Source organism: Umezawaea sp. (assembly GCF_036375055.1).
Lineage (GTDB): Bacteria > Actinomycetota > Actinomycetes > Mycobacteriales > Pseudonocardiaceae > Umezawaea.
The window spans coordinates 101,891-116,293 of record NZ_DASUSQ010000038.1; the positions used below are offsets into that span (position 1 = coordinate 101,891).

The window sequence follows — 14,403 nt, forward strand, 5'->3', positions numbered from 1 at the left end:
TTGTGTCCGATGTGACTTGGGGACCCCTCATTTGAGCCTTTGATCGGGACGAGGTGCGGCCCTGAATGCCTGCCCGATCATCAATTTGAAGGCTCAAATCCCCCAGTGAAATCGGCCACGCGGTCCGGAACCCCACAGCGAGCGGTCACTCAGCACCACAGACCACAAGCAGCGACAAGGGCCTATTGACCTGGGAAAATGAGGCGGGCGCCCTGGACCGTGGCCGATTTTACCCAGGGGATTCGATCCTTACCCTTGTTGATCGGGCAGGTTGCCACCACCTGCCCCTCAGCCCGATCAAAGGGTCAAGTCCAGGGGCCCCAGGTCACATCGGCCACACCCGGCTGGAAGCCGCGGCCACCCCGGAACGTGTCAACGCGACAAATCGCGCAAAGCGGACGCCAGGCCGGCCAGGTGGTCGGTCGCGTCCACCAGGGCGTGCCGGTTGTCCACCGCCGTGCTCGCGGCCAAGGCCCGGCCCGCGGTCGCGACCAGCGCGCAGTACCCGTCCACGCCCTCGTCCAACTGCCCGCGCAGCCGTCGCACGCCCTCGATCAGGGGTGCGCGGTCCAGAGGCGGTGCCGTGTCCCTGGCCCTCTCGACGGCCTGCAACTGAGCCGACACCGCGCGGATCGCCGCCGCGGCCTCCACGCTGGTCGCCCTGGCCTGGTCCACCGACTCCGACGGCACGGAGGTCAGCGACACCGAGTCCAGCTGGCGCAGCAGCTCCTGCAACGTCTCCTCGGCGTCCTCCAGCCGCTGCATGGGCTGCCTGGCCGCCGAGGAGTGCGAGGGCAGCGGCACGCGCGGTGGCGGTGCCGTCAGCGCCAGCTTCTGCTTCGCGGCGGACAGCTGTCGCATCTTGGACCCGGTTCGGAACGCCAGCACGGCGACCACCGCCCCGCCGACGGCCGCCCCGACGCCCACTCCGACCTCGAACACGCCGAGGAACGTGAACAACCCGATGACGCTCAGCACGGCCAGCAGGCTGAACCAGACGGTCATCGCCCGCCCGGCCCGCCGGTGACGGCGGTCGAGCTTGGCCACCGGGTTGTTCCAGGCGTCCAGACGTCGGCGAACCTGGTCCGCGACGGGGCCCTGAAGTTGACCGCCGACCATCTGCGCGATCTCTCCCGCGGTCTTCTTGCGGGGCCCCATCCCGTGGTTCATCTACGCCCCCGGTCAGCCCTGGCTAGCGGGCGGGTTCTGCTGCGGCATCTGCTGGGTCTGCTGCGACTGCTGCACGCGCGCGGCGATCTCCTGCTGGATGCTCGCGGCACTGCCTGCCGACGAACCGCTGGTGACCTCGCCCGCGACCTTGCCGCCGCCCATCGAGGCGCGGATCTGCTCCAGGCGGGACGAGCCCGCCATCTGCGTGGTCGACTGCTGGACCTCCAGCATCCGGCCCTGCACGGAGTTCTGCGCCAGCTCCGCGGACCCGAGGGCGGTGGTGTACCGCTTCTCGATCTTGTCGCGGACCTCTTCGAGGGAGGGGGTGTTGCCCGGTGCGGCGAGCTCGGTCATCTGGCGCAGCGACGAGGAGACCTGCTCCTGCATCTTCGCCTGCTCCAGCTGGCTGAGCAGCTTCGTGCGCTCGGCGAGCTTGGACTGGAGGACCATCGCGTTGCGCTCGACGGCCTGCTTCGCCTGGGCCGCGGCCTGGAGCGACTGGTCGTGCAGCGTCTTCAGGTCCTCGATGCCCTGCTCCGCGGTGACGAGCTGGGTGGCGAACGAGGTGGCCGCGTTCTCGAACTCCCCGGCCTTCTTCTCGTCGCCCTTCGCCCTGGCCTCGTCGGCGAGCACCAACGCCTGGCGGGCGGAGGATTGCAGCTTCTCGACCTCGCCGAGCTGGCGGTTGAGCTTCATTTCGAGCTGGCGCTGGTTGCCGATGACCGCGGCCGCCTGCTGGGACAGCGCCTGGTGCTGCCGCTGTGCCTCCTCGATGGCCTGCTGGATCTGCACCTTCGGGTCGGCGTGCTCATCGATCTTCGACGAGAACGCCGCCATGAAGTACTTCCACGCCTTCACGAAAGGGTTGGCCATCTCCTACGCCTGCCTTCTCCGTACTTCCTGGCTCGCGCTCGTGATTGGCAACGACCCGGTGCCGGTGTTGGTTCCATCGTGTCAGTTGTGCCGCGCTGCTTCCACCGACCTGGGGAGATATCCGGGATCACCCTGAGACCGCCCCGCGACTTTCGTCGTCGGCGTGGTCAATCCTGCCCCGTCGCGTGCGGGGATGGTCGGCAACCCCCACCCGGCGTGGCCAACTCGTTGTATGCGACAGCGCCGAGACGGGGTGTCCCCCGCTCGGCGCTGTGATCGCGTGTGTGGATCAGGCCGCCACCACGGCACCGCGTGGTGGACTGATCGAGGTGGACAGCCTGTGGCTGAGAACGGGCTGCAGCCGCAGGTCGGACAGGTCGTTTCCGACCACCGCCGGCACCAGGGTGCCGGGGTCGAGACTCGGTTCCAGCCCCGCCTTGGCGGGTTCGGGACGCTTCGTGAGCGCCGCCGGGCTGGTGACCGGCTCCAGGGCGCCCATGTCGCTGGCGACCCGGTTCAGTAGTTCGGACAGGGGCAGGTCCAACGCCTCGCAGATCGCCGCCAGCAGTTCGCTGGACGCCTCCTTGCGGCCACGCTCCACCTCGGACAGGTACCCCAAGCTGACACGGGCGGTCCTGGAGACCTCGCGCAGCGTGCGGCGTTGGGTGGTGCGGGCATGGCGGAGCCGATCACCGATCGCCTCGCGTAGCAGCACGGTCATCGCGCGCCTCCTTCCGGCCGGCCGTGCCCCCACGTTACCGATACACCCGGACAACGGGCAGTTACTTCGGGACACGTCCGCCAAGGGCGAACGAGCGGCGAGGCCGTCGAGTTCCCGGCCCGTTCACCGTTCGGCAACGGAATCCACCGGGCACGTCACCCGGAAGCGCTGGTCAGCCGGTTCAGCAGGAGGGTGAGCACGCCGTCGACGGACGCGGAGCGCACTTCGTGACGATCGCCACCCAGAGTCATCGTCTCCACCGAGGTCCCGGTCGCGTCCGACACGGCGACGTGCACGGTGCCCGGTTCGACGCCGTCCTGCGGGTCCGGTCCGGCCACACCGGTCAGTCCGAGGCCCCAGGTGGCCCCGCAGCGCGTCCGGGCGCCCTCGGCGAGTTGACGGGCCACCTCGGGGTGCACGGCGCCGTGGTCGGCCAGCAGGGCCTCGTCCACGCCCGCGAGCGCGTGCTTGAGGTCGGTCGCGTAGACGACGAGGCCGCCGCGCACGACGGCGCTGGAGCCCGGCACGGACGTCAGGGCGGCCGTCACGAGACCGGCGGTCAACGACTCGGCCGTCGCCACGGTCTCGCCGCGGGCGCGCAGCAGCGCGACGACGGCGGCCGGGTCGGTCACGCGCCCGCCACGGCGCGGCGCCCTCGGGCGCGCAGCCGCACGGCGCGGATGACGTAGTCGACGCCCGTCACGACGGTCAGGACCACCGCGGCGCCCATGAGCACCTCGGCCACCGGGACCAGCAGCGAGGGCAGCGGCAGCACGTAGAGGCCGATGGCGAGGACCTGCACGAGCGTCTTGGCCTTGCCGCCCCGGCTGGCCGGGATCACGCCGTGCCGGATCACCCAGAACCGCAGCAGCGTCACGCCGACCTCGCGGACGGCGATGACCACGGTCACCCACCACGGCAGTTCGCCGAGCAGGCTCAACCCGACCAGCGCGGCGCCCGTGAGGGCCTTGTCCGCGATCGGGTCCGCGATCTTGCCGAAGTCCGTGATCAGGCCGTGCTTGCGGGCCAGGTTGCCGTCCACGTGGTCGGTGAACGACGCGACGGCGAACACCGCGAACGCGGCCAGCCGCCACGTGGTCTGCTGGCCGTCCGCGGCGAACAGGGCCGCCAGGAACACCGGCACCAGCACGAGCCGGGACATCGTGAGGATGTTCGCGATGTTCAGCAGCGGGACCGGTGTCGCTGTGGGCGGGTCCCCGCCCACGTCCGTCACCGGGGACCGCCCCTCGGCAGGACCTCGATCGGGGTGCAGACCAGGTCGACGCCCTCGGAGGAGTCGACGACGCAGCGCACGAGGTCGCCGACCTTGAGGCCCTCGGCGTCCACGACCACGCACTCGCCGTCGACCTCGGGGGCCTGGTGGGCGGCGCGGCCGACGCAGTCGGACTCGTCGTCCTCCTCGTGCTCGACCAGGACGACCACCTCCTGCCCGACCCTGTCCTCGGCGCGCTGGGAGGTCAGCTCCTCGACCAGCGCGGTCAGCCGGGTCACGCGGGCGGTGATGGTGTCCTGGTCCAGCTTGTCCGGCAGGTCCTCGGCCTCGGTGCCGTCCTCGTCGGAGTAGCCGAAGACGCCGACGGCGTCGAGCATGCCCTCGGTGAGGAAGCGCTCCAGCTCGGCCACGTCCTCCTCGGTCTCACCGGGGAAGCCGACGATCACGTTGCTGCGGATGCCCGCCTCGGGCGCCAGCTCGCGGATCTGCCTGATCAGGCCGAGGAACGAGTCCGTGGAGCCGAACCGGCGCATCCGGCGCAGCACCGACTCGCTGGAGTGCTGGAACGACATGTCGAAGTACTGGGCGACGCCCGGCGTGGTCGCGATGGCCTTGACCAGGCCCGGCTTCGTCTCGGCGGGCTGGAGGTAGGACACGCGGACGCGGTCGACGCCCTCGATCTCGGCGAGCCGGGGCAGCAGCAGGTCCAGCGCGCTGCCCCCGCCCAGGTCGCGCGGCAGGTCCTTGCCGTAGGACGTCGAGTTCTCGCTCACCAGGAACAGCTCGCGCACGCCCTGCTCGGCCAGCCAGCGGGCCTCGGCCACGACCTCGTCGGGGTGGCGCGACACGAACGAGCCCCGGAACGACGGGATGGCGCAGAACGAGCAGCGGCGGTCGCAGCCGGACGCGATCTTCAGCGGCGCCACGGGAGCGGTGTCCAGGCGCTTGCGCATGACCTTCGTGGGGCCCCAGCCGTGGCCGGGCACCTGCACGTCGTCCTTGGTGACCGCGGCGGGCCGCTGCACGGGCGTGAGCGGCAGCAGCGTGCGGCGGTCGACCGGCTTGTGCGACTCGATCGAGCGGCCCGCGGCCACGTCGTCCAGCCGCGCGGCGAGGTCCGCGTAGTGGTCGAAGCCGAGCACCGCGTCGGCCTCGGGCAGGCTCGACGCCAGCTCCGCGCCGTACCGCTCGGCCATGCAGCCGACCGCGACGACCTTCGCGCCGCTGTCCGACGCCGCCAGCAGCGTGTCGATGGAGTCCTTCTTCGCGGACTCGACGAAACCGCAGGTGTTGACCACCACGACGTCGGCGGCGCCGTCGTCGGTGTCGACCAGTTCCCACCCGCCGCTCGTCAGCCGCCCGGCGAGCTCCTCCGAGTCGACCTCGTTGCGGGCGCACCCGAGAGTGAGCATGGCTACGCGCTTGGACGTGGTGGGAGTGGACACGCGCCCAGGGTAACCGGCCAGGGCTCGTTGACTGGAATTCACTCCCTCCACGCCAGTGGGACACGTGACACCGGCGAAGTTCGGGCGCGGCACTAAATTCAGCGGTCGTGAGCGGTGGCGTAGTCGTGCGAAGGGCCCGCACCAGCGATGTGCGGGCGATGAAGGCGCTGGTCGACCAGTACGTCGGCAAGGTCCTGCTGGAGAAACCCCTGGTCACCCTGTACGAGGACGTGCAGGAGTTCTGGGTGGCCGAGGTCGACGGGGTCGTCAGGGGCTGCGGCGCGCTGCACGTGCTGTGGGAGGACCTGGCCGAGATCAGGACGGTCGCGGTCGACCCGGCGGCGCTCGGCAGGGGCCTGGGTCACCGGATCGTGGCGCAGCTCGTGACCGTCGCGCGGGAGCTGGAGCTGTCGCGGATCTTCGTGCTGACCTTCGAGACGGAGTTCTTCGGCAAGCACGGCTTCGTCGAGATCGACGGGACGCCGGTGTCGCCGGAGGTGTACGAGGAGATCCGGCGCTCGGTGGACGAGGGCGTCGCCGAGTTCCTCGACCTGTCCTACGTGAAGCCGAACACGCTGGGGAACTCGCGGATGCTGCTCCACCTCGACCGTTCTAACGAACACTAGAAGAGTCTTGACTGTGCGAGTGCCACGCACCCAGGATGGCTGACGTGTCCCCACCCAGCGGCGAGCAGTTGACGGTCGACGAACTCGCCGCGCGGGCGGGGCTGCCGAGCAGCACGATCCGCATGTACCAGACCAAGGGCGTGCTGCACCCGCCGCGCAGGCAGGGTCGCGTCGCGCACTACGACGCGTCGCACCTGGAACGCCTCACGCTCGTGCAGCGGCTCCAGGCCAGGGGCTTCTCGCTGCCCGCCATCGCGGAACTCGTGGCGGCGCGGGAGAAGGGCGCGAGCGTCGCCGCCGTCCTCGGCGTCGGCGACGCGGAGGGCCCCGACGACTGGGTGCGCATCCGCGTCCGGGACATCAGCAGGCTCGTCCCCACCGGCAGCCTCCGGCCGCGGCTGCTGCGCCGCGCGCTGCAACTGGGTCTCGTCCGGTGGCGCCACGGCTGGCCGCACTGCCGCCGCTGGGCGCTCGACGCGGGCAACCGGTTGACGGGCCTCGGGCTGCCGAGCGACGACGTGCTGGACAAGTTCACCGTCCTGCGCGACGAGACGGACCGGATCGCCGGCGAGTTCGTCGAGATCTTCGAGCGCAGGCTCTGGCCGCACCTGGCCGCCACCACCGGCGAGGAGGACCAGCTCGACCGCGTCCGCGCCCTGCTCGTGGAACTGACCTACACGGCCGAAACCGTCGTCATCGGCACGCTGCGGGAGTCCATCCGCGATTCCGCCGAGGAGTTCGCCCGCAGGCACGGCCTCCTCCCCGGAGAGGGTTTCCAGCCCGCGTGGGCGGACGAGGCGGTCCCGATCGCCGAGCGGCTGGTCGACCCCGAACCTCGCGAGGAGATCCCCGACGAGCCGGAGATCCGCCGGTTCCTGGACCGGGGCGACGACCACGACGAGACGATCTCGTAGCTCCTCCGAACGGCGTCGCGCGGTGATCTTCAATTCGTTTTCCCGAACCCCCGCGGGGCGCCGCACAATGCGGTCGCGGGTCAAGAACTTTTACCCCTGGGGCAAGGCTCTCGACGATTCACCCATTGTTGTCGATTTTTACGCCGTATAGGGGTGACATAGGTGCCACGAGTAGATGTATGAACCACATCACAACTACTCACGAGGGGGCACAACTTGCTCGCGAATTCCCTGCGCCGCATGTCCCGCACCACCGTCGCCGCGTTCGTCGCCGTGCTGGCGCTGGTGCTCGGGGCCGGTACGGCCCAAGCCATCGACGCCCCGGCGGTCACGGACAACTACCTGTTCAGCAAGACGCTGGCGCAGTTCAGCGCGCTCAAGGCCCAGCGGCCCAACGCGGACCAGCTCGACTGGTCGGACGACGGCTGTTCGTGGTCGCCGGACAACCCGTTCGGCTTCAAGTTCCTGCCCGCGTGCCACCGCCACGACTTCGGCTACCGCAACTACAAGCGGCAGAACCGGTTCAACGAGACGAGCCGGTTGAGGATCGACAACAACTTCAAGTCCGACATGTACTTCCAGTGCGCGGGCAACTGGGCGTGCAACCGCACGGCCGACCTGTACTACGCGGCCGTCCGCGAGTTCGGCGCGAGTTCGGTGAGCACCGCCGACGCGGTCGCCAAGTTCAACGTCCAGGCGAAGGCCGCGGCGTACGCGAAGTAGTCCGGCCGTCGGGGCGGGCCTTCTCCCGGCCCGCCCCGGCACCGGTCAGTCGTCGTCGGGCTCCGGCCCGCCACCACCGCGCATCAGGTACAGCACGGAGTCCAGCTCGTCCGGCTTGATCAGCACCTCGCGGGCCTTCGAGCCCTCCGACGGGCCGACCACGCCGCGCGTCTCCAGCAGGTCCATCAGCCTGCCCGCCTTGGCGAAGCCGACGCGCAGCTTGCGCTGGAGCATCGACGTCGACCCGAACTGGGACGTGACGATCAGCTCGGTGGCCTGCACCAGCAGGTCGAGGTCGTCGCCGATGTCGGCGTCGATCTCCTTCTTCTCCCCCGCCTTCGCCGCCGTGACGCCGTCCGTGTACTCCGGCTGCGCCTGGTTCTTGACGAAGTCGACGATCTCGGTGATCTCCTCGTCGCCGACGAACGCGCCCTGCACGCGCACCGACTTCGAGGCGCCCATCGGCAGGTACAGCGCGTCGCCCATGCCGATCAGCTTCTCCGCGCCTGGCTGGTCGAGGATGACCCGCGAGTCGGTCAGCGACGACGTGGCGAACGCCAGCCGCGACGGCACGTTGGTCTTGATCAGGCCGGTCACCACGTCCACCGACGGCCGCTGCGTCGCCAGCACCAGGTGGATGCCCGCGGCGCGGGCCTTCTGGGTGATGCGGACGATCGCGTCCTCGACGTCGCGCGGGGCCGTCATCATCAGGTCGGCCAGCTCGTCGACGATCGCCATGATGTAGGGGTACGGCCGGTACTCGCGCTCGCTGCCGGGCGGCGCGGTGATCTCGCCGGACTTCACCTTCCGGTTGAAGTCGTCGATGTGCCGCACCCGGTTGACCTGCATGTCCTGGTAGCGCTGCTCCATCTCCTCCACCAGCCAGGCCAGCGCGGCGGCGGCCTTCTTCGGCTGGGTGATGATGGGCGTGATCAGGTGCGGGATGCCCTCGTACGGCGTCAGCTCGACCATCTTCGGGTCGATCAGGATCATCCGGACCTCGTCCGGGGTGGCCCGCGCCAGCAGCGACACGAGCATCGAGTTCACGAAGCTCGACTTGCCGGAACCGGTCGAACCGGCCACCAGGAGGTGGGGCATCTTCGTGAGGTTCGCCGTGACGAAGTTGCCCTCGATGTCCTTGCCCAGCCCGATGAGCATCGGGTGGTTGTCGCTGATCGTGGACGGCGCGCGCAGGACGTCACCGAGCCGCACCATCTCGCGGTCGCTGTTGGGCACCTCGATGCCGACGGCGGACTTGCCGGGGATCGGCGCGAGCAGCCGCACGTTGTCCGTCGCGACGGCGTACGCGATGTTCTTGGTCAGCGCGGTGATCTTCTCGACCTTCACGCCGGGCCCGAGCTCCACCTCGTAGCGCGTGACGGTCGGGCCGCGGGTGAAACCGGTGACCTGGGCGTCGATCGAGAACTGGTCGAGGACGCCGGAGATGGCCTCGATCATCAGGTCGTTGGCCTTGCTGCGGGTCTTCGGCGCGTCGCCGTCCTTCAGGACCGTCGGCGGCGGCAGCTTGTAGTCGCCCTCGACGGCCCGCGAGACGAGCGGCTCCTTGCTCGGCCTCTCGACGGCCTCGGCCGCCACCGCCGCGGGCACCTTCTCCCTCGGCCTGCGGCGCGGCGGCGGGACGGGGGTCTCGTCCTCCTCCTCGTCCAGCGGCAGCTCGGGCTGGACGGTGTCCTTGGCCGCGGCCTGGCGGCGGTTGCGCGACGGCCTGCGCAGCTTGACCGTCTTGCCCTCCTCCGGGAGGTCGTCGAGGTCCTCGTCGGCGTCGAAGTCCTCGACGTCGCCGGGCTTGAGCGCCTCCAGCACCTGGCGCACGGACCTGCCGGTGAACACGAGCACGCCGTAGAGGCCGACCAGGATCAGCAGCGGTGCCGCGACCCACGTGGTGAGGCCCTGGGCCAGGAACCCGCCGGAGAGGTAGCCGAGCGCGCCACCGGCCGTGCGGCGGGCGACCGGCTCGGCCGGGAGACCGCCCAGCATGTGCAGCAGGCCGAGCACGGCGACGCCGACGAGCAGGCCGCCGACCACCAGGCGCGGCCGGGTGTCCGGGTTCGGCTCGGTGCGCATGAGGATGACGCCGACCGCCAGCAGCACGGCGGGCAGCACGATGGCCGCGTTGCCGACGGAGCTGCGCACGGCCACGTCGACCCACGCGCCGACCGGGCCGCCCGACCGCCACCACACGCCCGCGGCGGTGATCACGGCCAGCGAGATGAGCAGCAGCCCCAACCCGTCACGGCGGTGCGCCGGGTCGAGGTCCTTGGTGCGGCCGACAGCGCGGACCGCGCCGCCGACGCCGCGGCCCAGCAGACCCCAAGCCCTTCCGACGGTCGCGCCGCCGGACGACCTGCGCGCGGGCGCCTTGCGGGCGGGCGCCTTCCGCGCCGGAGCCTTGGCCCGTGTCCCGGACGTGCTGGACCGGGGCTTCGACCCGGTCTTGCCGCGTGTCGTGCCCTTGCGCGAGGTCCCCGTTCGGCCCGCCATAGCGTCCTACCGTATTCCTTTTCGTCACTCCGGTCATTCCAGTCACACCGGCACCAGAGAGATCACCGGCGGCCGCACACCCGAGCGGGCATGAGAAGGTCCAGCCTCATGGTTGCCCGGAACGCCCAGAGCGAACCTCCGACACGCCGTAATCTGCCCGCCGTGTCCACCCCTCTTCTGTGGCGTGTGCTGATCGCGGTCGACCGCGTCGTCATCGGCGTGACCGGACGGCTCCACGTCACCGGCGACATCCCCGCGTCCCTGCGCGGTCGCCCCCTGCTGCTGGCCTCCAACCACATCGGCAACCTCGACCCGCTCGTGCTGGTCGCCGCGTGCCGCCGGATCCGCGTCGCGCCGAGGTTCATGCTGGCGGGGGGCCTGCTCGACGCCCCCGTCATCGGTCCGCTGCTCAAGGCGTCCGGTCACCTGCGGGTCGACCGGCGCTCGGCGAACGTCGGCGAGGCCATGCAGCGCAGCGTCGACGCGCTGCGCGAGGGCGGCGACCCGATCGCCGTCTACCCCGAGGGCCGCATCAGCCTCGACCCCGGCCTGTGGCCAGAACGCGCCAAGACCGGTGTGGCGCGGATCGCCCTGACGAGCGGCGCGGTCGTCGTGCCGATCAGCCAGTGGGGCGCGCACGAGGCCATGTACTGGGGCAACCTGCACCCGGAGGGCTGGCGCGACCTCCTGCCCTACGCGACCTCGTGGTGGCGCTCGATCCGCACCCGGCCCGCGCTGAAGGTCCACTTCGGCGCCCCGGTCGACCTGTCGGACCTGTCGGCGGGCCGGGCGGGCGACGCGCGGCGGGCCCACGAGCGGATCATGCGCGCCATCACGGCGGGCCTGGTGCCGCTGCGAGCTGACGAGCCGGACCTGCCGAGGTTCCAGGACCCGACCAGGCCGACGACGGGCAGCAGCCCGTGGCGCCCTGTCGACGACGCGGGGCACGGCTTGTCGGACAGCGGCTGACCGGGAAACCGCGTCACGCCGGGAATCGGGGTGACGCACGTCGGCGCGTGGAGGCCCTGGGGCTCCACGCGCCGACGGCGACTAGCTGTGCACCAGTTCGCGTTCCGGCTCGTCCGCCTCGGCGGGCTTGCGGCGGAAGCGCTCCTTGGTGTTCTCCACCACGGTGTAGAGCGTCGGCACCAGGACGAGGGTCAGCAGGGTCGAGCTGACCAGGCCGCCGATGACGACGATGGCGAGCGGCTGCGAGATGAACCCGCCGCTGCCGGTGATGCCCAGCGCCATGGGGGCCAGGGCGAAGATGGTCGCCGCGGCGGTCATCAGGATCGGGCGGAGCCTGCGCCTGCCGCCCTCGACCACCGCCTCCTGGATGCCCATCCCCTGTGCCCGGTACTGGTTGATCAGGTCCATCAGCACGATCGCGTTGGTCACGACGATGCCGACGAGCATCAGCACGCCGATCAGCGCGGGGACGCCCAGCGCGGTGTCCGTCGCGAGCAGCAGCGCGATGGCGCCGGTGGCCGCGAACGGGATGGACACCAGCAGGATCAGCGGCTGGACGAGGCTGCGGAACGTGACCACCATGATCAGGAACACGATCGCGATGGCCACGAGCAGCGCGAGGCCGAGGTCGCCGAAGGCCGCCTGCTGGTCCGCGCTGACGCCGCCGATGGAGAACGCGGCGCCCGCGGGCAGGGTGAGGCCGTCGAGCTTCTTCTGGAGCTCCGCCGTGACCGCGCCGATGTTCTGGTCGGTAGCGGTGGCCGACACCGTCGCGCTGCGGTCGCCGTCGACCCGCTTGATCTGCACCGGGCCGTCGACCTGCGTCACCGAGGCGATGTCGCCGAGCCTGAGCCCACCGGCCAGCGGCAGCGCCTTGACCTGCTCCAGGTCCGTCGGAGCGGGGGCGCCGCGCAGCACCACGTCCTGCTGCTCGCCGTCGATCGTGAGCTGCGCGATCGTCGCACCGCGGAACGCCTGCGCGACGAGCTGGCCGACCGCGGCGTCGGTGAGACCGGTCGGGGCCGCCGCCGCGCGGTCGAGCGTGATCTGGACGCGCGGCGCGCTGTCGCCGAGGTCGCTGGTCACGTCGGTGAGGCCCGCCGTGCCCTGCACCGCGTCGCGGACCTGGTCGGACGCCCGGCGCAGCACGTCGGTGTCGGCCGCCGTGACGGACACGGCCACGGTGTTGGCGTTGAACCCGCCGCCACCGCCGCCCGCGCCGACGGTGATGTCACCGGCGTCGGCGAGGGACCTGGTGCGCTCGCGGAGGTCCGCCTCGACGGCGGGCGTGTCGGTGCCCTCCCGCAAGGTGATCGAGAACGACGCGGTGGCCGAGTTCCCTCCGCCGCCGAAGGCCGCGAAGCCCTGCTGCGAGCCGATGGTGACCTGGTAGGTCTCGACGGCTTCGACCTCGCCGAGCACGTCCTCGACCTTCTTGGCCGCCGCGTCGGTGGCCGCGAGGCTGGTGCCGACGGGCATCTCCTGCTTGAGGCTCAGGGTGTTCTGGCCGGAGGAGTCGATGAAGTTGGTCTGGAGCAGCGGAACCAGGCCGAGCGTGCCGACGAACACGACCACGGCGATGAGCACCGTGGTCAGGCGCCTGCGCGTGGCGAACCTCAGGATCGGGACGTAGATCCGCTGGAGGACGTTCTTCCGCTCGCGCTCGGCGGCCTCGGGGCCGTCGTCCTTGCCCGGCTTGAGGAACCAGAACGCCAGCACGGGGATCACGGTCAGCGACACCAGCAGCGAGGCGACCAGCGCGACCGTGACGGTGATGGCGAACGCGGAGAACAGCTGGCCGATCAGACCGCCGACGACGGCGATCGGCAGGAACACCGCGACCGTCGTCAACGTCGACGCGGTCACCGCCCCCGCGACCTCGCGGACGCCGTCGAGCACGGCCCTGCGCTTGTCCTCGCCGTAGGACAGGTGTCGTTTGATGTTCTCCAGCACCACGATCGAGTCGTCGACGACGCGGCCGATGGCGATGGTCAGGCCGCCGAGCGTGAGGACGTTCAGCGAGTAGTCGCCGATCCACAGGGCGATCAGCGCGACCAGCACGGACAGCGGGATGGAGACCGCCGTGACGAGCGTGGAGCGGACGGAGAACAGGAAGACCAGGATCACCAGGACGGCGAACAGCAGTCCCAGCGCGCCCTCGGAGGTGAGGCCCTCGATGGACTTCTCCACGAACGGCGCCTGGTCGAACACGATCGTCAGCGCCGCGCCACCGCCGAGCGCGGAGGCGAGCTGCGGCAGCCTGTCGCGCACCTCGTGGGAGAGCGCGACGGCGTTGCCGTCCGGCGCCAGCGTCATCGAGATGCCGAGGCTGTCCTTGCCGTTGGTGCGGGTGATGGACGTGGCGGGCGCCGGCGTCCGCTCGATCGTCGCGACGTCGCCGAGGCGGGCACCGGACACGCGCAGCTCGCGCACCTGGTCCACAGTGGACAGCTTGCCGCCGACCTGGACGCTCAGGCTCTTGTCGCCCTCGGTCAGCGTGCCCGCCGGGATGGAGACACCGTTGGCGCGCAACGCTTCCGGGATGGCCGTGGGCGCGATCTTCGCCGCCGCCAGCTTGGCCGGGTCCGGGGTGATGGACAGGTTCTGCTTGCGGGCACCGGTCACGGCGGCTTCGCGGACACCGGTCAGCGCCTGGAGTTCCGGGAGGACGGTCTTGGAGACCTCGTCCGCCAGCTCGCGCTGGTCGGTGTCGGCGCTGACCGCGAGGACGACGGCCGGGAGGTTGTCGGTGCTGCCCGCGACGACCTGCGGGTCGACACCTTCGGGGAGCTGGGTGCGGATGCGGGTCAACGCCTGCTGGAGGTCGTTCACCACGTCCGCCACGGGCAGGCCGAAGTCGAACTGCACCTGGACGGTGGCGGCGCCGTCGCGGGACGTGGACGTCACGTCGGTGACGCCCGCCACGCCGCGGACGGCGGTCTCGATCGGCTTCGCGACCTGTTCCTCGACCAGCTCCGGGTTGGCGCCCTGGAAGGGGGCGATGACCACGGCGGCCGGGAACTCCAGCGAGGGCAGCAGTTCCTGCTTGAGGGACGGGATCGCGTAGATCCCGAACGCGGTGGCGATGATCGCCACCAGCGCTACCAGGGCGCGGTTGGCGAGGCTCAGTCTGGCCAACGAGGTCATGCGGCGACTCCAGCTAGACGTTTAGCCTGGGACAGATATTTAGCGCGAGGCGAAATATTATCCGACGTTGGTCGAGCTG

At 70.7% G+C, this 14,403-nt stretch carries 12 protein-coding genes; 4 read left to right on the forward strand and 8 right to left on the reverse strand.

Annotation, left to right across the window (positions count from 1 at the left end; all coding sequences use genetic code 11):
- Positions 1-372: 372 nt before the first annotated feature.
- From pspM to rimO, 6 genes are all read right to left on the reverse strand, one after another.
- Positions 373-1,170 carry a phage shock envelope stress response protein PspM gene (gene pspM, locus VFZ92_RS11825; RefSeq protein WP_330875902.1) on the reverse strand — a complete coding sequence of 266 codons (798 nt, stop codon included), beginning with the start codon at positions 1,168-1,170 and terminating at the stop codon, positions 373-375.
- Between the two features lie 12 nt (positions 1,171-1,182).
- Positions 1,183-2,043 carry a PspA/IM30 family protein gene (locus VFZ92_RS11830; protein WP_330875903.1) on the reverse strand — a complete coding sequence of 287 codons (861 nt, stop codon included), beginning with the start codon at positions 2,041-2,043 and terminating at the stop codon, positions 1,183-1,185.
- 289 nt (positions 2,044-2,332) lie between these two features.
- Positions 2,333-2,764: a helix-turn-helix transcriptional regulator gene (locus tag VFZ92_RS11835; RefSeq protein WP_330875904.1), complete on the reverse strand. Its 432-nt coding sequence runs from the start codon at positions 2,762-2,764 to the stop codon at positions 2,333-2,335.
- 155 nt (positions 2,765-2,919) lie between these two features.
- Entirely contained in the window at positions 2,920-3,396 is a 477-nt protein-coding gene (locus VFZ92_RS11840; RefSeq protein WP_330875905.1) for a CinA family protein, read from the reverse strand.
- Complete coding sequence (pgsA, locus tag VFZ92_RS11845; protein ID WP_330875960.1) at positions 3,393-3,926, reverse strand: CDP-diacylglycerol--glycerol-3-phosphate 3-phosphatidyltransferase; 534 nt, start codon at positions 3,924-3,926, stop codon at positions 3,393-3,395. Before pgsA ends, VFZ92_RS11840 begins: the two co-directional genes overlap by 4 nt.
- A 68-nt stretch (positions 3,927-3,994) precedes the next feature.
- The gene (gene rimO / locus VFZ92_RS11850) at positions 3,995-5,410 is read right to left on the reverse strand and encodes a 30S ribosomal protein S12 methylthiotransferase RimO (protein WP_414719874.1); all 1,416 of its coding nucleotides are present in this window, start codon (positions 5,408-5,410) and stop codon (positions 3,995-3,997) included.
- A gap of 140 nt (positions 5,411-5,550) precedes the next feature.
- Between rimO and VFZ92_RS11855 the strand changes: the two genes are divergently transcribed.
- The 3 genes from VFZ92_RS11855 to VFZ92_RS11865 all read left to right on the forward strand — a co-directional run bounded on the left by VFZ92_RS11855 (position 5,551) and on the right by VFZ92_RS11865 (position 7,706).
- Positions 5,551-6,069: an amino-acid N-acetyltransferase gene (locus VFZ92_RS11855; protein ID WP_330875907.1), complete on the forward strand. Its 519-nt coding sequence runs from the start codon at positions 5,551-5,553 to the stop codon at positions 6,067-6,069.
- Between the two features lie 35 nt (positions 6,070-6,104).
- Entirely contained in the window at positions 6,105-6,983 is an 879-nt protein-coding gene (locus VFZ92_RS11860) for a MerR family transcriptional regulator (RefSeq protein WP_330875908.1), read from the forward strand.
- Between the two features lie 240 nt (positions 6,984-7,223).
- Positions 7,224-7,706 carry a phospholipase gene (locus VFZ92_RS11865; RefSeq protein ID WP_330875909.1) on the forward strand — a complete coding sequence of 161 codons (483 nt, stop codon included), beginning with the start codon at positions 7,224-7,226 and terminating at the stop codon, positions 7,704-7,706.
- A gap of 45 nt (positions 7,707-7,751) precedes the next feature.
- On the opposite strand, the gene VFZ92_RS11870 is transcribed toward VFZ92_RS11865, so the two are convergent.
- Positions 7,752-10,208, reverse strand: coding sequence for an FtsK/SpoIIIE family DNA translocase (locus VFZ92_RS11870; RefSeq protein ID WP_330875910.1), 2,457 nt, complete (start codon positions 10,206-10,208; stop codon positions 7,752-7,754).
- Positions 10,209-10,316: 108 nt separating this feature from the next.
- Here VFZ92_RS11870 and VFZ92_RS11875 point away from each other — a divergent pair, with 108 nt between their 5' ends.
- Positions 10,317-11,177 (forward strand): lysophospholipid acyltransferase family protein, encoded by an 861-nt coding sequence (locus VFZ92_RS11875; RefSeq protein WP_414719870.1) that lies wholly within the window; start codon positions 10,317-10,319, stop codon positions 11,175-11,177.
- An 81-nt stretch (positions 11,178-11,258) separates the two neighbouring features.
- Here the strand turns inward: VFZ92_RS11875 and VFZ92_RS11880 are convergent, their stop codons facing one another.
- Positions 11,259-14,324: an efflux RND transporter permease subunit gene (locus VFZ92_RS11880; RefSeq protein WP_330875913.1), complete on the reverse strand. Its 3,066-nt coding sequence runs from the start codon at positions 14,322-14,324 to the stop codon at positions 11,259-11,261.
- Positions 14,325-14,403 lie beyond the last annotated feature (79 nt).